The organism is Candidatus Magnetobacterium casense (assembly GCF_000714715.1).
Lineage (GTDB): Bacteria > Nitrospirota > Thermodesulfovibrionia > Thermodesulfovibrionales > Magnetobacteriaceae > Magnetobacterium > Magnetobacterium casense.
In genome coordinates this window covers 25263-51014 of sequence record NZ_JMFO01000018.1, presented here as the reverse complement: position 1 = coordinate 51014, position 25752 = coordinate 25263, and the positions used below count along the sequence as shown (strand labels likewise).

The 25752-nt window shown below is 49.5% G+C and carries 23 protein-coding genes and 2 tRNA genes; 18 read left to right on the top strand and 7 right to left on the bottom strand.

All coding sequences use genetic code 11. The features are described from left to right. Positions 1 to 20: 20 nt before the first annotated feature. The 6 genes from Mcas_RS10405 (at position 21) to Mcas_RS10380 (ending at position 9074) form a co-directional block, all read left to right on the top strand. The gene (locus Mcas_RS10405) at positions 21 to 1697 is read left to right on the top strand and encodes a ribonuclease J (protein ID WP_040335472.1); all 1677 of its coding nucleotides are present in this window, start codon (positions 21 to 23) and stop codon (positions 1695 to 1697) included. After that, a complete protein-coding gene (locus Mcas_RS10400) occupies positions 1694 to 2479 on the top strand; it encodes an undecaprenyl-diphosphate phosphatase (protein ID WP_040335471.1) in 786 nt (261 codons plus the stop codon). Before Mcas_RS10405 ends, Mcas_RS10400 begins: the two co-directional genes overlap by 4 nt. After that, entirely contained in the window at positions 2464 to 4653 is a 2190-nt protein-coding gene (locus Mcas_RS16780) for a DNA translocase FtsK (RefSeq protein WP_052567157.1), read from the top strand. Before Mcas_RS10400 ends, Mcas_RS16780 begins: the two co-directional genes overlap by 16 nt. Positions 4654 to 4696: 43 nt before the next feature. Next, positions 4697 to 5887 carry an efflux RND transporter periplasmic adaptor subunit gene (locus Mcas_RS10390; protein WP_040335470.1) on the top strand — a complete coding sequence of 397 codons (1191 nt, stop codon included), beginning with the start codon at positions 4697 to 4699 and terminating at the stop codon, positions 5885 to 5887. Between the two features lie 5 nt (positions 5888 to 5892). Continuing rightward, entirely contained in the window at positions 5893 to 6582 is a 690-nt protein-coding gene (locus Mcas_RS10385) for an ABC transporter ATP-binding protein (RefSeq protein ID WP_040335469.1), read from the top strand. 341 nt (positions 6583 to 6923) lie between these two features. Next, positions 6924 to 9074: a sodium-translocating pyrophosphatase gene (locus tag Mcas_RS10380; protein ID WP_040335468.1), complete on the top strand. Its 2151-nt coding sequence runs from the start codon at positions 6924 to 6926 to the stop codon at positions 9072 to 9074. 170 nt (positions 9075 to 9244) lie between these two features. On the opposite strand, the gene Mcas_RS16775 is transcribed toward Mcas_RS10380, so the two are convergent. Next, the gene (locus tag Mcas_RS16775; RefSeq protein ID WP_052567155.1) at positions 9245 to 9787 is read right to left on the bottom strand and encodes a response regulator; all 543 of its coding nucleotides are present in this window, start codon (positions 9785 to 9787) and stop codon (positions 9245 to 9247) included. Between the two features lie 227 nt (positions 9788 to 10014). On the opposite strand from Mcas_RS16775, the gene Mcas_RS10370 reads away from it, so the two are divergent. Continuing rightward, a complete protein-coding gene (locus Mcas_RS10370) occupies positions 10015 to 11286 on the top strand; it encodes an NAD(P)/FAD-dependent oxidoreductase (protein WP_052567153.1) in 1272 nt (423 codons plus the stop codon). A gap of 8 nt (positions 11287 to 11294) precedes the next feature. Next, the gene (locus tag Mcas_RS10365; RefSeq protein ID WP_052567151.1) at positions 11295 to 12101 is read left to right on the top strand and encodes a polysaccharide deacetylase family protein; all 807 of its coding nucleotides are present in this window, start codon (positions 11295 to 11297) and stop codon (positions 12099 to 12101) included. 13 nt (positions 12102 to 12114) lie between these two features. Here Mcas_RS10365 and Mcas_RS10360 read toward each other — a convergent pair whose 3' ends face one another. The 3 genes from Mcas_RS10360 to Mcas_RS10350 form a co-directional block, all read right to left on the bottom strand. Beyond that, positions 12115 to 13671: a peptide-binding protein gene (locus tag Mcas_RS10360; RefSeq protein ID WP_235203380.1), complete on the bottom strand. Its 1557-nt coding sequence runs from the start codon at positions 13669 to 13671 to the stop codon at positions 12115 to 12117. A gap of 167 nt (positions 13672 to 13838) precedes the next feature. Further along, positions 13839 to 15041 carry a DUF401 family protein gene (locus Mcas_RS10355; RefSeq protein WP_040335467.1) on the bottom strand — a complete coding sequence of 401 codons (1203 nt, stop codon included), beginning with the start codon at positions 15039 to 15041 and terminating at the stop codon, positions 13839 to 13841. Between the two features lie 371 nt (positions 15042 to 15412). Further along, positions 15413 to 15703, bottom strand: a complete 291-nt coding sequence (locus Mcas_RS10350) for a hypothetical protein (RefSeq protein WP_040335466.1) — start codon at positions 15701 to 15703, stop codon at positions 15413 to 15415. 208 nt (positions 15704 to 15911) lie between these two features. On the opposite strand from Mcas_RS10350, the gene Mcas_RS10345 reads away from it, so the two are divergent. The 3 genes from Mcas_RS10345 to Mcas_RS17690 all read left to right on the top strand — a co-directional run bounded on the left by Mcas_RS10345 (position 15912) and on the right by Mcas_RS17690 (position 17098). Beyond that, positions 15912 to 15989, top strand: a tRNA-Pro gene (locus tag Mcas_RS10345). A gap of 15 nt (positions 15990 to 16004) precedes the next feature. Then, positions 16005 to 16081: transfer RNA gene (locus Mcas_RS10340), tRNA-Arg, on the top strand. A 54-nt stretch (positions 16082 to 16135) separates the two neighbouring features. After that, the gene (locus tag Mcas_RS17690; protein WP_040335490.1) at positions 16136 to 17098 is read left to right on the top strand and encodes a glycosyltransferase; all 963 of its coding nucleotides are present in this window, start codon (positions 16136 to 16138) and stop codon (positions 17096 to 17098) included. 46 nt (positions 17099 to 17144) lie between these two features. On the opposite strand, the gene Mcas_RS17685 is transcribed toward Mcas_RS17690, so the two are convergent. Continuing rightward, the gene (locus tag Mcas_RS17685; protein WP_081853775.1) at positions 17145 to 18461 is read right to left on the bottom strand and encodes an EF-hand domain-containing protein; all 1317 of its coding nucleotides are present in this window, start codon (positions 18459 to 18461) and stop codon (positions 17145 to 17147) included. 731 nt (positions 18462 to 19192) lie between these two features. Then, positions 19193 to 19357, bottom strand: a complete 165-nt coding sequence (locus Mcas_RS18205) for a hypothetical protein (RefSeq protein ID WP_156033308.1) — start codon at positions 19355 to 19357, stop codon at positions 19193 to 19195. A 71-nt stretch (positions 19358 to 19428) separates the two neighbouring features. On the opposite strand from Mcas_RS18205, the gene Mcas_RS10320 reads away from it, so the two are divergent. The 7 genes from Mcas_RS10320 (at position 19429) to Mcas_RS10290 (ending at position 25131) form a co-directional block, all read left to right on the top strand. Continuing rightward, a complete protein-coding gene (locus tag Mcas_RS10320) occupies positions 19429 to 19704 on the top strand; it encodes a hypothetical protein (protein WP_040335463.1) in 276 nt (91 codons plus the stop codon). Continuing rightward, positions 19704 to 20744 (top strand): hypothetical protein, encoded by a 1041-nt coding sequence (locus Mcas_RS10315; protein ID WP_040335462.1) that lies wholly within the window; start codon positions 19704 to 19706, stop codon positions 20742 to 20744. The genes Mcas_RS10320 and Mcas_RS10315 overlap by 1 nt, the downstream gene beginning before the upstream one ends. Before the next feature lie 515 nt (positions 20745 to 21259). After that, the gene (gene miaA, locus Mcas_RS16770; RefSeq protein WP_081853774.1) at positions 21260 to 22768 is read left to right on the top strand and encodes a tRNA (adenosine(37)-N6)-dimethylallyltransferase MiaA; all 1509 of its coding nucleotides are present in this window, start codon (positions 21260 to 21262) and stop codon (positions 22766 to 22768) included. Between the two features lie 44 nt (positions 22769 to 22812). Continuing rightward, positions 22813 to 23070 (top strand): RNA chaperone Hfq, encoded by a 258-nt coding sequence (gene hfq / locus Mcas_RS10305; RefSeq protein ID WP_040335461.1) that lies wholly within the window; start codon positions 22813 to 22815, stop codon positions 23068 to 23070. Positions 23071 to 23089: 19 nt separating this feature from the next. Continuing rightward, a complete protein-coding gene (locus Mcas_RS10300; protein ID WP_040335460.1) occupies positions 23090 to 23767 on the top strand; it encodes a SurA N-terminal domain-containing protein in 678 nt (225 codons plus the stop codon). Between the two features lie 13 nt (positions 23768 to 23780). Continuing rightward, positions 23781 to 24686 carry a signal recognition particle-docking protein FtsY gene (ftsY, locus tag Mcas_RS10295; protein ID WP_156033307.1) on the top strand — a complete coding sequence of 302 codons (906 nt, stop codon included), beginning with the start codon at positions 23781 to 23783 and terminating at the stop codon, positions 24684 to 24686. A 19-nt stretch (positions 24687 to 24705) separates the two neighbouring features. After that, positions 24706 to 25131, top strand: coding sequence for a response regulator (locus Mcas_RS10290; protein ID WP_040335458.1), 426 nt, complete (start codon positions 24706 to 24708; stop codon positions 25129 to 25131). A 2-nt stretch (positions 25132 to 25133) separates the two neighbouring features. On the opposite strand, the gene Mcas_RS10285 is transcribed toward Mcas_RS10290, so the two are convergent. Then, positions 25134 to 25682 (bottom strand): type II secretion system protein, encoded by a 549-nt coding sequence (locus Mcas_RS10285; protein ID WP_040335457.1) that lies wholly within the window; start codon positions 25680 to 25682, stop codon positions 25134 to 25136. Positions 25683 to 25752 lie beyond the last annotated feature (70 nt).

Sequence of the window (25752 nt, the reverse complement as noted above, 5' to 3'; positions counted from 1 at the left end):
GGAAAGATAAGAAAAACTATATGTGTAATGGAAATAACGAAGAAAAGCTATTAGTGATCCCGCTGGGAGGCGTTGCGGAGATTGGTTTAAACATGACGGTGTTTGAAACCAATAACGATATGATAATAGTCGATGTTGGCCTCATGTTTCCCGATGATGATATGCCGGGAGTTGACTATGTTATCCCTGATTATTCCTATGTACTGGAGAGACGTGAAAAACTCCGCGGTATAGTCATCACCCACGGACACGAGGACCACACAGGGGGATTGCCGTTTCTGCTAAGGGACCTCGGCAAGATGGTACCGGTGTACGGGACGCCATTGACCCTGGGGTTGATCAAGGAAAAGCTGCGGGAGTTCAGCATAAAGGGTGTTCCCTTCCAGAAGATAAAACCCCGTGACAGGGCCAGGCTTGGCAGCTTTACGGTCGAGTTCATCCGCGTTACGCACAGCATAGCTGACGGAGTGGGACTTGGTATCAGCACGCCCCTTGGTAACATCATCCACACGGGGGACTTCAAGATCGATTCCAGTCCCGTTGACGGCCAACTGCTGGATTTTAACAAGTTCGTCGAGTACGGTGAAAAGGGCACCCTGCTGATGCTCTCTGATAGCACAAACGCTGAAAAACCCGGCATCACACCATCTGAGAAGGAGGTCAAGAGGGCATTTGAGGACATATTTTCAAAGGCCAGGGGCAGGATCATCATTGCCACCTTTGCCTCCAACATTCACCGCGTGCAGCAGGCAGTGGATGTTTCTGTGGCTTTTGGCAAAAAGATCATCCTCTGTGGCCGAAGCATCATCTCAAATGCAAAGATCGCTATGGACATCGGCTACCTCAATATCCCCGGTAATGTCCTCCTGAAACTCGAACAGATGAACACCATCAAACCCGAAGAAACGGTAATCATAACAACCGGCTCCCAGGGAGAGCCTATGTCAGTCCTGACAAGGATTGCCATCAACGAACACAAACACATAAAGATAGCCTCCGATGACACCGTAATAGTTTCGGCCAAACCCATCCCGGGTAACGAAAAGGCCGTAGGAAGGATAATCAATCAACTGTTTAAGCGCGGAGCAAACGTCCTCTACGACAAGATATCCGATGTCCACGTCTCAGGACACGCATCCAACGAAGAGCTGAAACTGATGCTCAACGTGGTCAGACCGCGCTACTTTATGCCAATCCACGGGGAGTACAGACAACTGATCTACCACGCCAAGCTGGCCTGTAACCTCAACATCCCGGAGGCAAACGTCTTCATCCCACAAAACGGCGAAATCCTCGAAATAACCGCACAGGGCGCCTCCAAAACCTCAAGCGTTGCCTGCGGCAGACACTTCGTCGATGGCAAGGGCTTTGTGGACAGAGACGATATTATCCTCAAAGACAGACGACGCCTGTCACAGGATGGCTTTGTACTGGTCCTGATCTACATCAACAAGGAACTCTGGCAACTCGTTGCCGAACCGGAGATCATCTACAGGGGGTTTGTCCTGGAGAGCGCCTCACAGATGGTCATCTCCGAGGCCAAAAAGCTCATCGTCGAAACCTTCAGCAACATCGACCGGGACGTCGGAAAGGACTCCTCCGTGTTGCAGGCAAAACTCCACAGCGCACTGAGGAAACACATTAAAAATGTCACCGACAAACGACCCATTATCATGCCGGTGGTGGTAGAGGTATGAGAGCAGAGATACTTCAATCGATTGCCCTGGGGGCTGTCCAGGGCGTTACGGAGTTCTTCCCCATAAGCAGCACCGCACACCTGGTGCTTATACCGTGGCTATTTGACTGGCACGGGATAACCGAGTCCATGTCTTTTGACATAGCCCTGCACGTGGGCACGCTCCTGGCACTGCTGTTGTATTTTTTTAAGGACTGGCTTGACATCCTGCTCAAAAAACACAGACTGTTGGGGCTGCTCATTGTGGCAACCATCCCGGCGGCTGTGGCGGGCAAGCTCCTGGACGAATTCGTGGAAGAAACGCTGAGAAATCCGTTGGTGATAGCTGCAAGTCTGGTTGTTGTCGGGTTTGTGATGCTCTATGTTGAACGCATTGGCACCAGGGAAAAATCCATACGGGATATGGACATCTATGACAGCGTGATGGTGGGCATAGCCCAGGCCATTGCCATAATACCGGGGGTGTCGCGTTCGGGGATAACCATTTCGGCAGGGTTGGCCCTAAACATCACAAGGGAGGAGGCAGCCAGGTTTTCCTTCCTCATGTCCACGCCCGTGGTAGGTGGGGCTGCACTCTTACACGGGGTAAAGCTACTGCATGGTGCGACAGCGGGATTTGACCTAGAGGTGTTCCTGTGTGGCATAGCGGCCTCGTTTATAGTAGGCCTGATCGCCATTAAATTTCTTATGGCGTTTTTTAAGAAATACTCATTAAGGGCATTTGTCTATTACAGGTTTACCCTGGCCGGAGTTATAGTGTTGTTGCTATGGATAAAGAACTGAAAAGTGGCAGGAGTACGGTAATTGGCTTTTTAGCGACTCTTCTTGCGCTATTTGCGGGGTTGAGTCTTGCCACGTACAATAAGTGGGACCCGTCGCCCTTTACCTATACCAATCTTCCGCCCCAAAATTATGGCGGCATGGTGGGGGCATACATTGCTGATGTCCTGATATCCGTGCTTGGAACGTCGGCATATGCTCTCCCGCTTGTACTGTTTTTCTATGCGGCAAGGAGGTTTACCGGTGCCTCCAGGAGGCTTGAAAACATAGTAGGCGTTGTCCTGATGGTTATTTCGCTGTCCATAAACTTTTCCCTCATGGGGGATACCTTTGAGATAACCATTGTCAAGGGGGGATTGATAGGCAGTTCTATCTCTTATATCCTGCAGACGTTTCTCTCCACAGTGGTGGCTTTTATAATCAGCCTCTCAGTCCTGTACACGTCCATAGTGCTGTTGATCCCGATGTCTCTTTCAACCACCCCCACGTACAAGAAAGACAGCCGCAAGGAGGACTTGACCGAAAGGGTCTCACTCCCAAGGGACGGCGACATCGGTGGCCCTCGGGTTGACCGTCCCAGGGTGACAGAGGCGGTGCAGCCAAAGAAGGCGGTTGCCCCCGTTACAAATGCCCCCGCCGCAGCATCAGTATCGAAAGCGCCCGTCCCCAAAAAACCTGTCCAGGCCCCTGCCAAAGCCCCTGAACCTCCACCCACACTGCCCAAGGATGCCCCTGCAAAGGCGGCCCCACCCAGGAGGCCCACCGCACCAAAGATTCCAGAGGCAAGGAAGGGGCAATACCTGTTGCCCCCGGCGGAGCTCCTTAGCAGCGAACACACGGATGGTCAGGCATTTACAAAGGAGGAAATCCTGCGAGGGGCAGCAAACCTCCAGGAATTACTGTCTGACTTTGGCGCTGATGGCAATATTGTACACGTTAGTCCGGGGCCTATCGTGACGATGTACGAGTTTGAGCCGGCCTCCGGTGTCAAACTCAGCAAGGTGGTGTCATTGTCTGATGACCTTGGCCGTGCCATGGGCGGACTGAAGGTACGGGTCTCTCTGATCTCCGGCAAGGCCCCTGTTGGCATAGAGGTTCCAAATGAGGTGGCGGCTGTTGTTACCCTCAAAGAGATCATACACTCAGACAGGTTTGCAAAGCGCAGTGCCCTGCTTACCATGTCTATGGGTATAGACATATACGGCAATCCCGTGGTAGAGGAGCTTTCCAGGTTGTCGCACCTGCTTATGGCAGGGACAACTGGGTGTGGCAAGAGTGTGGTCATCAATGCCATGATACTGAGCATTCTCTACAAGGTCAAGCCGTCGCAGGTGAAGATGTTGATTATAGACCCCAAGCTGCTTGAACTCTCCATGTACAACGGTATCCCGCATCTTCTCAGTCACGTGATCACCAGTCCCGGGGAGGCATCCGATGCCTTGGCCAGGATGCTACTTGAGATGGACAGGCGTTATCGTCACATAGCGACTCAGGGGGCAAAAAACATAGAGATGTTCAACGCAGGTGTAGCCGAAGAAGACAAGTTGCCCTACATCGTGGTCGTGATCAATGAGCTGGCAGACCTGATTTTTACGTCGGCCAGGGGTGTTGAGGAGTCAATTGTGAGGTTGGCACAGATGGGGCGTGGTGCGGGTATACATCTGATCGTGGCCACACAACATCCCACGGCGGACGTTATCACAAGCGAAATCAAGTCAAGTTTCCCCTCACGGGTTGCCTTTATGGTGTCCTCGAAGGTAGATTCACGAACCATATTGGATACCCACGGGGCAGAAAAGTTGCTTGGCCGTGGCGACATGCTCCTGCTGACCCCGGGGGCACGATTGATGAGGGTTCACGGGGCCTACGTTAGCGAAGACGAGGTCAAGGCCGTCACCGACTATGTAAAGGCTCAGGGTAAGCCGGATTACACAGCCTTTAACAACCTCCGCCCCTCGGAACCGGTCACCGCAACCCCAACCGCCGAAAGGGACGAAATGTACAAAGAGGTGGTAAGATACGCCCAGACTATCGGTGAGATATCCATAGCCTCCATCCAGCGGAGATTTAAGATTGGATACAACCAGGCAGCACAGATCATGGAGATGATGGAAGAGGATGGCCTGGTCGGCCCTCCCAAGGGTGGCGGAAAACCTCGCAACTTCGCATCAGGGTGATATTGACACTGCGATTACCCTGAAATAAGGATGGCTAGTGCTTATGGGAAAAAAGATAGTTGCCTTTGTTCTCATCTTACTGTGCGTTGTGGGGGGCTATTTTGTATTTACCAGGAGCAAAGAGAGCGGACCAAGGTTCAGAACAGAAAAGGTGACCAGTGGTGAGATAACATCTACGGTTACGTCGTCGGGGACACTCAATGCCGTGACGATGGTCAATGTGGGGACACAGGTGTCTGGCATAATCCAGGAATTGTATGTTGACTTTAACTCACCGGTAAAGAAGGGGCAGTTGATCGCCCGCATAGACCCTGCGCTGTTTGTCTCCCAGGTTGACCAGGCACGTGCCAATCTGTACGTTACGCAGGCCAATCTGAAAAAGGCCGAGGCAACACTTGTTGACGCCAAAAGGACTTTGGGTAGAAACGAGGAACTCCTCAAACGGGACCTCATCGCACAGGCAGACCGCGACACCGCTGCAACCAATTGCGACACCGCCGCAGCCCAGGTGGATGCGGCCAAGGCACAGATCGCCCAAGCACAGGCAGCACTGGCAGCCTCAGAGACCAACCTCCGGTATACGAGGATCGTCTCCCCCGTTGACGGCATCGTTGTATCGAGGACAATCGATGTCGGACAGACGGTTGCGGCGAGTTTTCAGACCCCTACACTCTTTGGCATAGCCCGGGACCTGACCAAGATGCAGATCGATACCAACGTGGCAGAGGCGGACATTGGCCGTGTTGAGGTCGGACAAATCGTTGAGTTTACAGTGGATGCCTATCCCGATGTCACGTTTAATGGCAGCGTAGTGCAGGTCAGAAATGCGCCCATTGTCGTGCAAAACGTCGTCACCTATGACGTGGTGGTTGGGGTGGCAAATCCGGATTTCAAGCTCAAACCGGGAATGACCACAAACGTCTCAATCATAGTCTCCAGGAAGCAGGACGTATTGAGGCTTCCAAACTCCGCCTTACGCTTCAAGCCCCCTGACAGGGACAAGTCCAAGGGAGAGAAAAGCCCCCAGGGGCAAAAGCCCGGACAGAACAAAGGCAGAGGTGTCTGGATTAATGAAGGCAACAAGCCAAAGCGAATTGCAATAAACACCGGCATCAGTGACGGCACCTATACAGAGTTGCTCAGTGGCGACCTCGTTGAAGGACAGGAGCTGATCGTGGAATCACTTGAAAAGCCCAAGGCCCAACCAACCTCCGGTGGACCAAGGATGTTTTAATAGCGATGCTCATACAGACGCAACAGATATCAAAGGTCTATACGCTTGGCGACATTCCGGTCAACGCCCTCAGGGACGTCTCCGTCGGGATTGACAAGGGGGAGTTTGTGGCTATTATGGGGCCGTCCGGCTCAGGGAAGTCGTCGTTTATGAACCTGCTTGGATGCCTTGACACGCCCACCAGCGGGCAGTACCTACTTGATGGCATGGACGTCTCTACGCTGGGCAGGGACGGGCGTGCAAGCATAAGGAACAAGAAGCTTGGCTTTGTTTTTCAGGGGTTCAACCTGCTATCGAGGACGTCGGCCATCGAAAACGTTGAACTGCCAATGCTCTACAGTAACGTACCGCCAAAAGAGCGTAGAGAGCGTGCCTCACATGCCCTGTCGTTGGTCGGACTCAGTGGCCGGGAGCACCACAATCCCAATCAGCTTTCCGGCGGACAGCAGCAGCGCGTGGCCATCGCCAGGGCGCTGGTCAACGACGCACCAATCATCCTTGCCGATGAGCCAACCGGAAACCTCGACACCGTTACCAGCAAGGAAATCATGGAGCTATTGGCAAGATTGAACACAGACTCAGGGATAACTGTTATCCTTGTCACCCACGAGCCTGACATAGCGGCCTACAGCAAGCGGTTGATCCGGTTTTCAGACGGCTGCGTGGTTAGCGACACGTCAACAAGTATCTTCTAAAAAAGCATGGTAAAATTTATTTCCAGGTTAAAAGACATGGATTCCTGCTTTCGCAGGAATGACAGTTACAGCCGTTTTCCAAGTGTGCCTGCCCCTGGCTCGAACAGGGGTCATTCCTGACTTGACCAGGAATCCAGGATGCATAAAAGTATAGTTACCATGAAATATAAAGAAGATACTTATTTTTTTGCCGTAAAAGAATTGCCCTGTCGGAAACTTGACTTTTGAGAATATATAATTTTATAGTAACCACAATATTTTGCATTCGCTAGTTTGCAAGGTCATACGTTGTGTGACGTTATTTACAATAAAAGAGTGGCTTAGAGAAGGAGAAAGAAGCTATGCTTGAAAACGTGTTGCTGGCCCTGGTTATGGGGTTCAGTGTAGTGGGCGGTGTCGCGGCATTTATGCTTGCCAAGTGGGTCTTGGCCAAGGGGACCGGGACAGAGGAAATGAGGGTTATTTCCGATGCTATTAAGGAAGGGGCCAATGCCTTCCTAAAAAGGCAGTACAGAACGATCATCTACTTGGCGCTGATGTTTTCAGCGGTTCTGTTTATCGGCTATGGGTTGATTCGTGAACATAGGGACTTCGACCCTGTGGGCTCGAGTCTTCAGATGGCATTTTGGATAACCCTGTCGTTTATCTTTGGGGCAATATGTTCGCTGTTTGCCGGCTACATTGGCATGTGGGTCAGCATACGGAGCAATATCAGGTCTGCGGCCGGGGCTATGACCAGCGTCAATACCGCCCTTCAGGTGGCGTTACGTGGCGGTGCGGTGTCGGGGCTTATGGTCGTTTCGATGAGCCTCCTGGGAGTTGGCGGCCTGTACTGGATGGTGAAGATTTTTGCCAACATCGATCCTGACAAGATACCGTTTCTGATCGTGGGATATGGCTTTGGAGCCTCCTTTGTGGCGCTTTTTGCGCAGCTTGGCGGTGGAATATACACCAAGGCAGCCGACGTGGGTGCCGACCTCGTCGGTAAAGTGGAAGCCGGCATCCCGGAGGACGACCCCAGAAATCCCGCCGTTATCGCCGACCTCGTTGGCGACAACGTTGGTGACTGCGCAGGTCGTGGTGCCGACCTGTTTGAGTCCACGGCTGCGGAGAACATCGGCGCCATGATCCTTGCCGGGGTTATGGCAAAGAAAGTGCCGGGGGTTAGCCCTGAGTGGATTGTCGGTGTGATGATGTTTCCCCTCCTGGCGAGGGCATTTGGTATCATTGCCTCCATCATCGGGGTGTTGACCGTTAAGATGTCTGAGGACGAGGAGCCGATGAGCGCCCTGAACAGGGGGTATTTTGTTACAGTTGCAATTACCATACTTGGCCTGTTTATAGCCTGCAAGTGGTTGTTTTTTCACGAGTCGGCGCCTAATGGCTGGCTGAACTTTTTCCTGGCCGGAGTTGTAGGGGTGTTGACTTCGGTGGCATTTATTTATATAACGCAGTACTATACGGATTACACACATAAACCCGTCCTGGATATAGCCAAGGCCAGCCAGACCGGACCGGCAACAAACATCATCGCCGGTATCTCCGTAGGGCTTGAAAGCACGGCACTGTCAGCGTTGTCCATATCCGTGGCGTTGTTGGTTGCCTACTACCTCGGTGAAACGTCAGGGTTTAAGGACGCCGGCATCTTTGGCACGGCAGTGGCTACAATGGGAATGCTCGGCTCTGCCGCATACGTACTGGCAATGGACACCTTTGGCCCAATCGCAGACAACGCCGGCGGTATCATTGAAATGACCGAACACCACGAGGATATCAGAAAAAGAACAGATAAGCTCGACGCAGCAGGCAATACGACAAAGGCATTGACCAAGGGATATGCAATTGGCTCGGCGGCACTTGCGGCCTTTCTGCTCTTTAGCGCATATATCGATGAGGTCAAAAACTATGGGCACGACATGCCAAGCATCGACCTGGCAAATCCGTTTGTCTTTGTAGGCGGACTGTTGGGGGCAACGCTGGTGTTTCTCTTTACCTCGCTGGCTATCAAGGCGGTGGGTAAGGCCGCATACTATGTCATACAGGACGTCAGGGACCAGTTCAGGGAAAAACCTGGCATACTTGCCGGTACGGAAAAGCCCGACTACGGTCGTTGTGTTGATATCGTAACCAAGGGCGCCCTGAAAGAGATGGTACTGCCGGGATTGGTTGCGGTGCTTACGCCTATCATCGTAGGAGTAGTCTTTAAGATGTTTGGTTTCGGCCCGGAGGCGGTTGCCTCTTTGCTGATGGTTGGTACGATTGCCGGTATCCTGATGGCAACGTTTCTCAACAACGGCGGCGGAGCATGGGATAACGCCAAGAAATACATAGAAACCGGCTTCTATGGCGGCAAAGGCTCAGATACTCACAAGGCGGCAGTTGTAGGCGACACCGTGGGCGACCCCTTTAAGGATACCGCAGGGCCTTCCTTGCATGTCCTTATCAAGCTCCTGTCTACCGTAACGCTCGTGCTTGCACCGTTGTTTATTTAGAATCTCAGGTTATATGTTATATGTAATTTAGCTATTGTGTATAACTGTTAATAAAAGGGCAAAGGGGGTCAGGTGGGCACAAACCACTTGACCCCATAAAAAAACTAACCATAGAGTGCTTGCTTTATAAGCAAAGAATCAGAGATGCCCCGTATAATCTGCCACCCCTGTTATTTAGCTTCATCAAGCAATCCCGTTACGGCCTCGATTAAGTTCTCCGGGTTTGTCGGTTTATCCAAAAACAGGTCAGGCAATACCATAGACGGTTTTATCTTTGCATCTTTTTGACGATACCGCTCTATCAGGTCTTTTCTCTCCATCAGCAGAAGTCTCCGATAGGAGGTGTATCTCAGGAAAAATCTCTCTATTGTGCTGTCTACATGCTCCAGCAACCCGCGCATTTCTTTTATAATTTCAGGATCATCAATATCATTACTGGCTTGTTCTATGAAACTGTCAACAGAGCTTAACATGATAACAGGGATGTCTCTAAGCTCAGGGGTGCTTCTGATCTGCTGCAACGTGCTGATACCGTTTTGCTTTGGCATCATTACATCCAGGACGATAAGGTCGGGCATTGTCTCTTTTGCCTTGTTGAACCCCTCGGCACCGTTTTCTGCCATTACAACCTCATACCCCTTTTGCTCCAACACTAACGACAGAAACTTCCTTGCAGCCACATCATCATCTACTATTAAGACTCTTCTGCTCATTGTCTTCTCCTTTATATAAAATTAGTCTACATGTTTAGAACGGTCATTTTAACATTTTTCGTAATTTTTTGGTACATAAATTTTGGGTGGATACTTTTTTGGCCCTCACAAATGTTTTAGAATATAAATAATTTCGGAGTATTTATAAAAACATGACAGATGTGATATAATTCAGTCAAAGTGGTTTATAATTCCCGACAGGCATCAAAGGAGATACATAAAGCAAAATGGGCAGTATGAGACCAAGGGTAGTGATCGTGGGGGGTGGATTTGGGGGGCTATGGGCGTTACGCACACTTAAAAATGCACCTGTTGATGTGACGTTGATAGACAGAAACAACTACCACACCTTCCTGCCTCTGTTGTATCAGGTAGCGGCGGCAGAGCTTGAGCCGGAGGATATAGCATATCCGCTGAGGACAATCATAAGGAAAATGCCAAACACCAGCTTTGTTATGGCCGATGTCAGAGGCATAGATTTTGCCAAGAGATTTGTCAAGTGTGACGGACTTAACATTGCCTATGACTACTTGATCCTGGCTGTGGGCAGCAAGACACAGTTTTTTGGAATCGCAGGGGCAGAGGAATTTGCTTTTCAGTTAAAAACGCTCGACCATGCAGTAGGGCTCAGAAATCATATATTGAGTTGTTTTGAGATGGCCTCCGTGGAGACGGATGAGGAGCTAAGACAGCATCTTATGACGTTTGCTATAGTTGGAGGCGGTCCAACGGGAGTGGAGTTTGCCGGGGCCCTTGCAGAGCTGATCAATGGCCCTTTGAAGAGGGATTATCCCCGCCTTGACTTGAGTTGTGCACGCGTCATACTCCTTGAAGCCGCCAACTCGATATTGCTTGGGTTTCCGCAAAAGCAGCGCCTGTACGCCCTCAACAGGTTACGCTCAATGGGAGTGGTCGTCATGCTGCAAACGATGGTCAGTCATATCACCCGACACACGGTTCATCTCAAGGAAAAGGGTGTAGTGCCAACAGAGACCGTCCTGTGGACGGCAGGCGTCACGGCCGCCATTAACCCCGATTGGGGATTGCCAACCGGACGCTACGGGCGCATAAATGTCACCCCCACGTTGCAGCTTGAAGACCATCCCAACGTCTATATCATTGGGGATATGTCCTCTGTTGACGATGGCAGACCGATGTTGCCCATGACGGCGCCGGTTGCCATCCAGGAGGGTATACATGCCGCCAAAAACATCCTCCTGAGGCTCAACGAGCAGAGTCCTCTACCGTTTACATTCAAGGACGTGGGGGCGATGGTCACGATTGGTCGCAATGCTGCCGTGGTGCGTCTGGGAGAGAGGGTTTTTACAGGCTTTATTGCTTGGCTGGTGTGGCTGGTGGTGCATCTGTTGAGTCTCATAGGGTTCAGAAACCGCATGATTGTCACCCTTAACTGGGCGTTGGACTATCTCGTCTCAGACCGGGCGGTCAGACTTATCATGCCGTTTAAGAATCTCCGGTACAACAAAAAGGAGCATTAGCATCTATTATGGCTGCGATACCCGTGCTGATGTACCACCATGTCAATGACAGGGGTTCCTTTATCAACGTTGATGTTGCGAAGTTTGAGCGGCAGATGCAACTGATTCAGCGGATGGGGTACAGGACGCTTGACACTGCCGGTCTGTTGGAGGTTGCTGCACGCAAGACAACACCTCAACGGTGCCTGATGATTACCTTTGATGACGGCTGGCTTGACAATTACGTCTACGCCTATCCGATCCTGAAGAAGTATGGCCACAGGGCTGTCATATTCGTTGTCACCTCCCGGATTACTGATCAGGGACTAAGGCCACGCATGGATGAGGGGTTCAACACGCCCCTGCCATCGCACAAGGAGTGTGTCAGGATGGTTGAGGAGGGCAACGGTACACAGTGCGTACTCTCCTGGCAGGAGCTAATACAAATGGAACGCTCCGGCGTAATAGACGTCCAATCGCACACGCACACACATGCAAGATTCGACACGCTCTACGAGGACAATGACGACAGATTGGCGCAACTGCACTCGGACTTGCAACAGTCAAAGGCCCTCATCCAGGAGCGGCTGGGCAAGGCGTGTCATGCCCTCTGCTGGCCCTGGGGCATATACGATCAGGGGTGGATAGCAACGGCTACACAGGCAGGGTTTAAGGCGCTCTTTACCACCCGCACGGGCACCAACACCGCTCAGGATAGCCTGCTTGAGATCAAACGTTTGGTTATCGGTAACGTGGGGGAGTTTGCATTTAGAAAGAAGCTGTTTATACATTCAAGCCCCTGGTTAAGCCGTGCCTACGTGCGGGTCTTTAAGTAGAGACAAGCAAGGCTCAGGGATCGATTTTGTTCTTTTGTTGCTCCCTGGGGACATACCACTTGGGCAGGTTGTAGCCGATGCCGATGGGGGAGGGGGCAATGCCTTTGAACCTCTTATGCACAACCGGCAGGGCATCGGGGACATACAGAAACACGTAGGGTACATCCTCGGCAAGTATCTCCTGTATTTGGTAGTAGGCTTTTTTGCGCCTTTCTATGTCAAACGTGTGACGGCCCTCGTCAAGCAAACGATCAACGTCGGGGTTTGCGTAGCTTATGAAGTTAAACTCCTTCTCCCTTGTTTTGCTGGAATGCCAGATGTCGTACTGATCGGCATCCATCCCGATTGCCCAGCCAAGCAACACGGCCTCAAACCTTCGCTTGTCAATAAACTCATTGATAAACGTACTCCACTCAAGGGTGCGGATGTTGACCCGTATGCCAATCTGCTTTAATCGCCACTGGATAATTGTTGCGGCCTTGACACGGGCGTTGTTGCCCATGCTCGTCAATATCGCAAACTCCAACGGCCTGCCATCCTTGTCCAGGACGCCATCACCATCGGAGTCCTTCCAGCCGGCCTGGGCAAGTAGCTCTTTGGCCTTTTGAGGGCTGTACTCGTAGCGCCTGACGTTGGGATTGTAGGGCCACGTGTTTGGCACGTAGGGGCCGGTGGATTCGTTGCCAAGCCCAAGCAGGACTATGCTTACAAGTTCCTTCTTGTCTATGGCGTGGGCAATGGCCTGTCGTACGCGCTTGTCTTTGAATATGGGATGTTTCAGGTTAAATCCAAGATATGTATAGGAAAACACAGGGTAACGGTACTTGTTAAAGTTTTCCTTAAAATACGCAGAATCCGTCTGTCTCTTGTATTGCAGCGGAGTAAGACCCATGAAGTCTATGCCGCCGGCCTTGAGTTCCATAAACATCGTTGACTGATCGGGGATCACTCTAAACATGTAATTGTCTATATAGGGTCTGCCGTCGAAGTAGTCGCGGTTGGATGACAACAGCACCTCCTGTCCGGGCGTCCATCTCTTTAGCTTGTAGGGGCCAAGGCCCGTGGGGGCTCTGGTAAGGGGGCTTTTGGTTACATTCTTACCATCAAGGAGGTGTTTTGGTAACACGGTCAGGCTACCCCAACTGGAGAGTGCTGAGGCAAAGGGTTTTTCGTAGGTCACCCTGAATGTGTACTTGTCAACGACCTCGGCCTTTTTCACCTGCAGGTAGTCCTCCTTGTAGGCGGTGGGGGTCTTGTCGTCGATTATCGTTTTATAACCAAACATGACGTCTTCGGCGGTGAACTCCACCCCATCGGTCCACCTGACACCGTGTCTGAGGTGAAACGTTATCGTTAGGCCATCGATATCCCAGCTCTGTGCGAGATCGCCGGTGAGTGAGAGATCGGGGGCATACTTGACGAGTCCGTTGAATATAAGTCCTGCCACCTCGTGCGATATGCTGTCACCGGCAAGCATCGGGATTAATATACTTGGCTCTGCCGTGGTGGCCTCAACAAGGGTATCGCCGTAGTGGGGTTGGGCGTTGTCTGCTTGGGATCTGTCGGCCAAGATGCAAAGAAACAGGCACACAACAAAAACATACGCTAAAAGAGAAAATAAGGGGGCGGCTCCTCCCCCCCTTAGATCCCCCCTGCAATGGGGGTGGTGGGGCACCCCGGCCACAAAGAAGCCCCCTTGACCCCTTCCTGCGATGGCGTTTAGTTTAGCTCTGACGTTCATCTTGTGTAATATCCATTTAGTATCACGTATTGAATCAACGTTACCAGGAAGATCAGCAATACAGCCGGGAGTATTTTCTTGTATATCCCCCACATGTCTGCCTTGAAGAACTCCCGTGTCAGCACCAGACACACGTGTACGGGTGACAGCAGCACACCGATAAAACCACATGCAAAGGCAAGGGAATAGGCATATGGCGTCATTGCCGGCATGTTCAGGAACAACGGGAAGGTGCTACCGACAAAGGCCAGCGTAAATCCTGTCAGGAATCCGCTGATAAACGGCAGGATTATCAGTATGGACAGCACCGGTATGTGATGCTGGATAAAGACCTTGCTGAGGTTACCCACGGCCCCCGAGGACTCAAGCATATCCTTAAACAAGACCACTCCAAGGATCAGCACAAGGAGGTCCGGTGAAAAACCGTACTTCAGCACACTGGCAACTCTCCTGCGATCATAGCTGTAGTACAACAGCAGCATACACACCACGCCGACCAGTCCGACAGACAAACGCACCTTAAACACCATGACCATGACAATGAGTGCAACCAGTGGCAGGAAGCTCAGAACATCGCTTTTGTTCATTTTGCCGTTAGGTTCAAAAGTTCCGTTTACGCCCTTCATGCTAAACAGTGGTCCCACCAGTAACATCGTAGCGGCAAAGCTGAGATTGAGAAGCATAAACTGCCTCAACCCTATGCCTGTTATCAGGGAGGCAAGGACTATGCCGGGGTACAGGGGCAGTATCAGCTCCCAGGGATGTCTGTACCAGTAGTTGGTGAAGGCCTTGTCCTCTGGGGACAGACCAAGCCCCTTTGCCGACTCCTCTACCATCGGGCATGAAAAGTACGCCCCACCCACCGATGGCAGCGTGCCTATCAACAGTGGCATGGAGATCATCACAAATCGCTTTTTTCTCAGGACGCCCCGCATGGTATCAGACATGCGTTTGAGGACGTCGTTTTCCCGCAGGAGCATTTCAAGCATACGGATAAAGGTCAGGGCCACGGTCAACTCTATTGTCACCCCCGCGGTTATGGAGCCATACATGGTCTTGAGTATCCTGACCGGCGTCATCAGGTACAGCACACATATCAGGGCCGATGCCGCCAGAAGCACGTATCCGACGTTGTACTTCCTCCGCATCAGCAGCACAATGACTGCAAAGGCCAACGCTATCTTTGCTATGTCATACACGCAGACTTAGTGTCCTGCCAACAGGCCATATGGTTAATCTCATCCATACGTTTAGGATAACGTTTTTGTCCTGATATCTGCAAGTGGTACAACCTCACTCGCTTGCTTGCCTTGATAGTTTATCCAGAGGTATATACTGAAATGACACAGTTTTTTTTCATGCATGATAATTGAGTGTGAAATAATGGGGTCAAGGGGACTTCTTCGTGCCCGGGGCGGGTGCGACCCGCTGCGACAAGATTGCGCCTCGCCCCTCCCCTTGCGGGGGAGGTCTGAGGAGGGTCAGGTGCGACTTTTATGGCAGGGGTGCCTCACCCCCTGGAGCGGAAAAGAAGCTCCGCCGCCCCCCTCTTCTCTATTTCTTTGCTTTGTTAGTAGATACTCCAGTCGCTTGGCACGCCCTGATCAGCGTAGCCTCCGGAGTTAATCGTCGTGCCGTCCATAAACCAGATGTACACGTCGCCGGTTGAGCCATCCTGCCAGAGCATGCCTTTACATTGATTATCTACCCACCACATATACTTTTCTATTTGAACTATCTCCAGGATTGTAATTAAATGCTTTTGCTTTTCAGTTATGGGGTCGGTACAAATCTCTTCAAGCTCTGGGAACAATAGTCGTTGCACTTTTCGTAATAGCCATGATATACTCTCTATTAACATATGCTTTCCTTATGATTTAAGATGTTTTTACGAGATTTATTTTATCATAGGGAGGGCTAAAATATCATTAAATTTTAGGAGTTTTGCAAGAGGCTCTGAGGTTTATTATAATTTCGTATAGGTTTTAGATGAGGCAATTGGGATTGTTGACATTTGCCATGTGTGTATAGTATACTACTAACTATAGATGGTTATCAGGTATCATGATCGGGGCATAGCGCAGCCTGGATAGCGCACCTGCCTTGGGAGCAGGGGGTCGGAGGTTCAAATCCTCTTGCCCCGACCAATTACGTTATTCCGAGCGCCTGTAGCTCAGTAGGATAGAGCAACTGCCTTCTAAGCAGTGGGTGAGGGGTTCGAGTCCCTTCAGGCGCGCCACTCTTAAAACCCTGTTGTACTAACACATCAAACCATGCAAAGCAAGGCACAACAATGAGGGTATCGGTTATTGTACCTGCCTACAATGCTGCAGCCACCATAGGCAGGTGTATGGATGGGCTGTTTGGGCAAACCTTTGACCGCAACGACTACGAAGTAATAGTCGTAGACGATGGCTCTGAGGATGCAACGGTTGAGGTCATGGAGGGATTGCCGATTAAGCTCTACCAACAGCCTAACAGGGGACCAGCATCGGCAAGGAATCTCGGCGCCAGACATGCATCAGGCGATATCCTGCTCTTTACAGATTCAGACTGCGTTTGTGACCAGGCGTGGATACAAGAAATGGTACGGACTCTTGATTGTCCGGATGTCATCGCTGCCAAAGGGGTCTACAGAAACGCACAACGCTCACTGACGTCGAGGTTTGCGCAGGTTGAGTTTGAAGAACGCTACGAACTTCTGAAGAATGCCCAATACATAGACATGGTAGATACCTATTGTGCGGCCATCAGGAGGGATGTCTTTGAGGCCATTGGCGGCTTTGATGAGGGCTTTCCATGTGCCAACAACGAAGACACCGAACTGTCATACAGACTCTCTGCCGCAGGTTACAAGATGGTCTTTAACCCAAACGCCGTCGTATATCACCTAAACCACCCCGCCTCTGTACTGAAGTACGCACGACAGAAGTTTTGGCGTGGCTACTGGCGGATGATCGTATACAAGCGCTACCCGCAGAAGATGCTCAGGGATTCATACACGCCACAGAGTCTTAAGCTGCAGATATTGACGGTGTTTGCCTTGCTGTTGTCGCTGGCCATTGCCCCGGTGTACGGACCAGTGTTGTATATCTCCGGGGTCTTGACTGTAGTCTATGCGGTTTCGACACTGGGGTTTATCAGATTTGCTTTTTCCATGGACAGACCCGTTGGGCTTTTATCGATCTTTTATCTTGCCCTCAGGGCCATCTCTATAGGATGTGGGGTGATATACTACCTTATAAGGGGGCTATAATAATGGGTGATATCAGCCACCACCCATTATTACATGTATACCATTATCATGCTGTGATATTTACCAGACTCTTGACGCTCTTTGATCCTGCACTGGATGAGGCAGAGGAGCTGTTTGACTTAAACGAGTCGAGCAATTTTTGTATAGCAGACGATGTCGAACTGGCAGTGATTGACTCTGCCGCTGACGATGAGCTGCTTGACGTCCCGGATGTGTTTAACAGGCTCTTGGCAGTGGATGCCGCCGAACTTACGGTTGAAGCCGATGCACTGCTTGACGTCTCAGATGATGAGGTGGATGCGTTTAACAGGCTCTTGGCAGTGGATGCCGCCGAACTTACGGTTGAAGCCGATGCGCTGCTTGACGTCCCGGATGATGAGGTGGATGCGTTTAACAGGCTCTTGGCAGTGGATGCCGCCGAGCTTACAGTTGAAGCCGATGCGCTGCTTGACGTCCCGGATGATGAATTATCGCTACTACTGCTACCACTGTTGTCAGACGAGGATGAGCTTGCCGATGAGTTTGTACCAAGCAGCTTCTCTACGAGCTTTACAAGCGGATTGGCAGCTACTAACTCGTCAAGGCTCAGATAGCCATCTGAATTCTTGTCATAGGATGCAAACACACTGGATGACATGCCAGTCTCCTCGGCAGACAACTTCCCGTCACCATCGGTGTCCATCTTGTCGATTATAAACTGCGAAGAAGTTTCAGCCTCACGCATGTAGTAGGCAGCCTTTAGCTCAGAGGAACTCAACAGACTATCACCGTTGACGTCTATCTTGTTAAATTCGTCCGATTTCAAACCACTCTCCTTTAATGTCAGGGAACCATCACCATCTTTATCGAGGTCTTTTATTAATCCAGTCCCACTGGCAGCGCTATTGCTGCTTGCAGAACTATCGGAATCATCAGAGGAACTGCTGCTTGAATTGCTCGTGCTTGAACTGCCGGAGCTTGAGTTGCTTGTGCTTGAGGTACCCGTGGAGGAGTTGAGACTGCTTACCGTCTTTGCATATTGTCCAAGCTTATAGAGTCGTGATTCAACACTATCAACCTTGTCATCGCCATTTATGTCGGCCTTGTTAAATACTGCTGCCGTTAACCCGGATTCCTTCAGTGATAAACCAGTATCGGTGGTGCTTACAGCATCATCACTGTTGCTACTGCTGCTGCTTGACTCTTGTGAACTCAGACTACTCTTGAGTTCAGACAACTTTGAGCTGATGCTTACCGAATCCGACTTGTTGGAAGTATCGGTGCCATTACTCGTTGAAGATTCCTTTAACGATGCCAAACTGCTTGCCCTGTTTAAAAGCTGTTGCCTTATTGCCGTACTGTTTAATCCGTTTAACCCTACCATTGTGACCTCCTATATATTCCATTAAGTTTTTTGTTTTTGACTGATTTAATCTTTGGTATAGGGAGTTGCAACTACCATGCCAGACCTTAAACTGAGGATACTATATACATATCTGCTTAAAATTGTACCGCCATAGCGGCAACATTTTCCTATTGTGCAAGGAATAAATTTCTCAAAATATTATCCGTCCACAAGACAGGCAGCAGCTATGACAGAACAGGGCAATCGCATTTGACCGTAAGAGATAAAGAAAGGGGCGGGGGCGCTGACCCCCATGCTCCCTGCGATTGCTTCTTATAGACTATATACCGCTTTGCGAGGAATTAGACATTTTGTCTCGCCACAAAAATTTATGCACTCGCTATTGACAAATGATAAAGGATATTTTTAAAATTTTGTATAATGTTTCTATCAATATTGCAAATACGACAATATACTGATGTGTACGGCACTTCAGAGCTTGACGTTGCAAGTTTAGCCTTTGAAGGGTATATGACTAAACCAAACCCGTCGGGCGCCTATCTATTGGTCCAATGGTCCAAAATGACTATAAAACTACACCGGCTTATCAGAGTCGGGAAGATTTCTCACAAGTCACAAGTCACAAGTCACAAGTCACAAGTCACAAGTCACAAGTCACAAGTCACAAGTCACAAGTCACAAGTCACAAGTCACAAGTCACAAGTCACAACTAAGTCTAATCCATCTAGCTTATTTTGTCAACACCAATTTCATTTTTTAACGAGCAACACCACCCTCAGTAGCTCTCTTTGTACTAACCTCAACACTGCCGCCAGCTTTATGTCTCTTAGGTTGACATCCAGGCAGGGGTGGGTTTTGTCGTTTTTGAGTCTTTTCGTATTCTCCTGACTATGGCCGCTTTGCGCAAAGAGCAAGTGATTATCTTTGATATAGACCTGTTTTACAGGCTATATGATGTTAGATTAAATCTGTGGGAGATATCTGTATGTTAAGCAATACAAGAAAATGGATATTGTTGATATCATTGCTGCTGACACTGGTGCCACAGGGCGCATATAGTGCCACAACGTCGGCGTTGATCAGTTCAGATGATGCGGTAAAGATAGCCGAGGGATTCATAAAATCTAAGGAGGCTAAAGAAGGCTATGAAGATTGGAACGGTGCTTCAGTTTTGGACGTGCAACCGTTTTACAGCTCTAACGACGTGGTGATAGCCTATGAAGTGTTAAGTCTGCTAAAGGGGAGGATGCTGGTTATGTGATGGTTTACGCCAACAAGAACTCAGGTGTAATACAATCGTTTTCACCGTCTGGACCTTCTACCGTCAGTCAACTTAAGACGTTTTATAACGATGTTCTGAAGGGAGAGATAGAAAAAGAAGGATTAAGTGTGGCTGACAGGCGCTTTATGCTTTCGCATATACACTATGCCATAGGATTTAAGTTTAACGGTTATTCTGATAGGTTGACTGATGTAAAACAAGAGAATGGTTGGTATATACTCAGTCTAATGCCACTTCCATCGAGTGTGAGTTTTGGAAAAGGACAGTCGGTAATGCCTGTGAATTTTGAAATAAAATCTGCAGATGATCAGACGAAGGAAGATTTTCGCAATGCCCTAATCAAACAGGAATATTCCAAGGAGTTTTTCCATGAGGTTAGCTCAGGTGCAATAAAAGGCTTTCGAAAAGAAACAGAGCAGTTAAGTAGTAGGGAGCAAAATCACATAGTGAGTTGGTTATCCGATTATAATCAGGAGTGCAGAGAATGGGAGAATACTTGGGTTCCTCTTGGTTCTCATTATTGCCTTCCTTTTTGGCCATATAAGTGTTTTGACACTCCCCCAAGCTGCCTTTCTGTTTGGCCATATACATGTAATACGGACTATGGCACATATAAATCAAATATTAGAAATTACTCAGGTTGTGTTCCTGTTGCATTTACAATTATTGCAGAATACTGGGACAGAAACGGTTTTCCTAATTTAGTAGGAAATCCTTCAGATAACAACAACACTAACTACCAAGACAATGACGTGCGTTATACGATTGATCGTTTCAGGTATCTCATGAAAACTGTTGAAGCGGGAGACCGTGATGCATCTGGTTGTAGAGAAGCTGGGACGTTATCAAAGTATTATCGTGATGGCTTATACAGTTATTTCATAGAAAGAGGATATCACCATGCTCTTAAAAGCGTTTCTTATATAAACCCAGGTTCGTGGGAGAATGTTATTGATGCTGTTAGAGGGCAACGCCCACTTGAGGTTGATATAAGTACCTGGACAAAAGTTTTTATATAAAATATAATATGGGATGAAGTTTATATACGACGATAAGGAGTGCATTTTTATCATGAGATTTATTAAAGGTTTAACTCGGGAGACAATAAGTTTATTGAGAAGAATTAATAGAAGTAGAGCCTCTTGCAAATCTCAAATCAAGCAATTATAGTGCCCCCAAAATATCATTTAATATCAGCCACTTACAAAATGAGCTTTTTGCTATATTTTACATAACATGTACTTTTGCAAGAGGCTCAGTAGTAAACAACATAGAGTTAGGCAGAGAGCACATTGTATAATTTTAAGCAATGAAGGATATAATTGCAATGAACTACTGATTATGTGGATAAAAAGAAACTACTTTGGGAAAGGAGCGAATCCCTTTCGACCAGCCCTGAGCAGTTGGCCCCACTAGTAAACGATGTTCCAAACGCTACAACTCAGGTGAACAACGCTAGACGCACGGGCCAAAGCAGTTCTTCTATCTTTATTGTAGAACACCCCGATGAACCTGTCAAGGGGCAAAGGCGGCGATGACAGTGAATTTCGTTGAGGCCGGCGATGGTTCCTTTGATTTTGGATACATTGATGAGGAATTGGCAGGACAGATTAATTGCCTGGCTGCACCGATAAGACTGCAAAGGGGCAATGATGGCTACGGCGAGATACACATAGCACAGAGACACGGACAAGAGATTAGAAAAGCCGGATACCCCAACGTCATAACCTTTGTTGAAGATATTACGAAAAATTTTACGCAGGTACGTGATAATGGTAAAAGCAGATTATTGCTGGTAAAAACAAACGGACTATGCCGTGTTTCCGTTACAGCGTTAAGGCGTGAGGTGCATGGTAATTATTATGGGGTAGTAACTGCCTTTATTATGAATAATAGCAACCTTGTCAGAAAGAAGCTACTTTGGGAAAGGAGCACATTCCTTTCGACCAGCCCTGAGCAGTTGGTCCCTCTTACTAATACACCCATCGCGGATAAAACAACTCAGGTCGATGGTGCGAGGCGCACGGGCCAAAGCAGGTTCCTTGCTTATAGTGTAGAACACCCCGATGACTCTGTCAAGGGGGATAGCGGATTGTTGTCGGAGGCTGAAGAGGCAATCCCCCGGCATACCGTAGTTGCGTTGGTTGGCCCAACCTGTGTGGGCAAGAGCAGTGTGGCCATATTGATGGCACAGTACCTCGGCACCGAAATAATCAGTGCCGATTCGATGCAGGTCTACAAGGGGATGGATATCGGCACGGCCAAGCCCGACGCGGAACAACAACGTGCGGTTAAACATCACATGATAGACGTGGTGGAGCCTTGGGAGGACTACAGCACGGGCAGGTATCTCAGTGATGCGGTGAGCGTCATCGACGACCTGCATAAACGTGGTTGTATTCCGCTTGTTGTCGGTGGCACGGGGTTGTACCTTAGGGCGATGACACGCGGTCTGGTGAACGCCCCCCAGGCCGATTGGCAACTCAGAGACAGACTCACGGCAATTGAGTCTAAAAGGCCGGGCTGGTTGATGAGATACCTCGGACGTATTGATCCGGTTTCCTGCAGGCGCATCGATCCGCACGACACAAGACGCATCGTGCGTGCCGTGGAGGTGTTCCTCAAGAGTGGAAGCCCCATGTCGGCTATCCAACACACTGGCACAAGACCATTGCCACACAGGTTTATCAAGATCGGGCTGAGGCGCAACCGTCAGGAGCTATATGCAATGATCCAGCATCGGGTGGATGAAATGCTCCGTAGTGGGCTGCTGCAGGAGGTCAGGGTGCTATCGCAGCTTGCACTTGCACGTACACCACTTCAGGCCATCGGATACAAGGAGCTACTGGCATGTCTGCGTGGTGAGATGACCCTCGATATGGCCGTCGGAGAAATAAAAAAAGCCACAAAAAGATACGCTAAACGCCAGTTTACATGGTTCAACGCCGAAGACAACATCTCCTGGATTGACATCAGCGGCATCAGTAACAGTCAGGATATCCTTGAAAAAATAAAACCCATCTTGAATAAAAACTGCAAATAATATATCGTATATATAAGATAAAAGATTTAAGGAGTGAGATTAATATGACAGCAACCAAGAGCTTTAACCTGCAGGACGCCTTTCTGAACCAGTTGAGAAAGGAAAAGACCCCCGTGACAATGTATCTGACCAACGGAGTTCGACTGAAAGGATCGATAAGGGCCTTTGACAACTTCGTTATCCTGATGAAAGACGCACGACTGCAACTGATATACAAGCATGCCGTCTCATCCATCATCCCCGATGATGACATGGTATTTAAATTCGAACCCGCAACCGAAACCACTACGGAAAAATCTTGAGAGAAAGGGAGTAACAACTATGCTAAAATTCATGCAAAGACGGGCCAAATATTTCTATATCTTCTTCTTCCTGATAATCATTTCGTTTATATTCTTCTACATCGGCCCGACGGATCAAAAGAGTGCCATTGCGCTGATTGAGATTGGCGATAAAAAGGTGTATCCCGAGGTGTACTGGAAGACATATGAGGGCATGAGAAACAACTACGCAAATATGTTCAAGGACGGCTTTAACGCCGAAATGGAAAAAAAGATGAACATCAAACAGCAGGCGTTGGATTTCCTCGTTGAAAGCGAACTGCTCCTGGTGGCGGCCAAGCGTTTCAACCTGGCTGTTTCGTTGGATGAGTTGACCAGGGCGATCACCTCTGAGCCGAATTTTTCCAAGGACGGTGTCTTCAATAAGGAGATATACCTGAGAATCCTGCAGGCAAACCAGATGACTGCCGGCTACTATGAAAACAGGAGACGTGAGGAGTTGCTGGTTGAAAAAACAAAGAGATTCATTGAACTTGCCGCCACCGCACAGGTCAGTATCCCGCCTGATTTACAGGAGAAGTTCAAAGACAATGAACAGATAATGCAATCCATCCGGCAATCAAAGGTGCAAGAGGCCAAGTCCAAGGTGTTAAAGGCGTACATAGAGGGCTTAAAAAAGACCGTTCCCATTAAGATACGTTCCGAACTTATAGCGTAGAGAAGTTAAGCTGATGGGATTTGTAGATACATTAAAGTCGGGTCTTAGGAAGACCAAAGAGGCGCTCTTTACAGACGTTGAGGTACTGTTTTCATCCAGAAAGATAGACGAGGCCACAATTGAGGAGTTTGAGGAGATGCTCCTGTCCTCCGATATCGGCATAAACGCCACCACGGAGATAGTAGAAACTCTCCTGAGCAGCTACCGGTCCGGTAACCTCAAACGCTACGAAGACGTCAAGGACATCCTCAGGCGCAGTATGTTGGACATCCTGGGTCTGCCCCAACCCTTTGTGCTCTACCAGGAGAGACCCTTTGTGGTGTTGTGCGTGGGCGTCAACGGCGTTGGCAAGACGACCACGATAGGCAAGCTGGCACACCGCTCGATTCATCAGGGCCACTCGGTAATCCTTGCGGCGTCGGATACGTTCAGGGCTGCCGCCATAGAGCAGTTGGACATCTGGTCAAGGCGTGCCGGTGCGCAGATCGTCAAGCATCAGGGTGGCTCCGACCCCGCCGCCGTGGCCTTTGACGCCATAGAGGCAGCCAAGGCAAGAGACATCGACCTGTGCATCGTCGATACGGCAGGCAGACTACACACCAAAAGTCCGCTGATGGATGAACTCAAGAAGATCAAAAAGGTCATTGGCAAGGCCGTCCCCGGCGCCCCGCATGAGACCCTCCTGGTAGTGGATGCCACAACGGGTCAGAACGCCCTGCATCAGGCCCGCATCTTTAACGAGGCCGTCGGCGTCACTGGCATAGCCCTGACCAAACTCGATGGCACGGCAAAGGGCGGCATTGTCCTGGCAATCAAGAAGGAGTTAAACATCCCCATAAGACTGATCGGTGTTGGCGAGGGTATCGAGGACTTCCGCGACTTCATCCCCGCGGAGTTCGTATCGGCACTGTGTGACTAAGCTAATGTGCGACTAAGCCATGAATACGCTAATCGTTGATGACGAACCCGTGACAACCAAGATGCTTAAGCGGTTGTTTTCCCGTTATGGTCTGTGTGAGGCAGCTACTAACGGCGATGATGCAGTTACTTTGTTCAAGGATGCTTGGCATATGGACAGACCCTATGACCTCATTGTCATGGATGTCATGATGCCAGGCAGGACCGGCATAGAGGCATATGAGACAATCCGTGAGTATGAGCGCCAGTGTAACGTCAAAAACGGCGCCGAGGTAAAGATTGTCTTAATGACGGGCATGGGTATCTCCCGTGAGTTGTTTAATTTATATAAGACTTCGTGCATGGCATATCTGTATAAGCCTGTAGACATGAAAGAGCTGTTGGGAGTCCTGAGTCGTCTCAAGCTGCCCTTAAACGACGATATCAGCCTGCAATCGCTTAAATAGAGTTACCTTCCGACAACAGAGTAACTAAAGATAGGGGTTGTGGTCGATTCGGCATATCCAACGATCGAAATGCCGGAGGTGCCTAGTGGAGTCAGGGCAATAGTCCAGGGGGTTGCGGTGTTGACAAACATGAATGTGGAACCGGAGTGTGGATCAACCTCTTTTCTACCCTGATGGTGAGCCAGGACGTAGTTGACGATGTCGTTAATGTTGCTGTATACGTTGCCATTGTTGTTCTGATTAAAGATGGCCTGACACGTGTTGAAAGTCCCCGGGTTGCTGTATTGCACACATATCTCTGTCCCTGCGGCGTCTACTACGATAAAAGGGCCTTTGGCGTGATAGGCATCGAGGTACTGCTGGATATCAGCGACGGCACCCTTTGCACTGGCCTCAATGGTTCTAACAGCGGCCTTGTCCCTGTTTCCCAGGTACATCATGGCACCAATGGTAGTGAGGATTCCAATTATTGCGATGACAACCAGCAACTCAACCAACGTAAACCCCTCATTGCCACCACCGACAATCAACAACCTTGTCCTCCGTATCATATGTTGAACTAACGATCCTCCCTGAGATACCAATCACAGTAGCCCGACCGGGCATAGTATTATGGCTCTG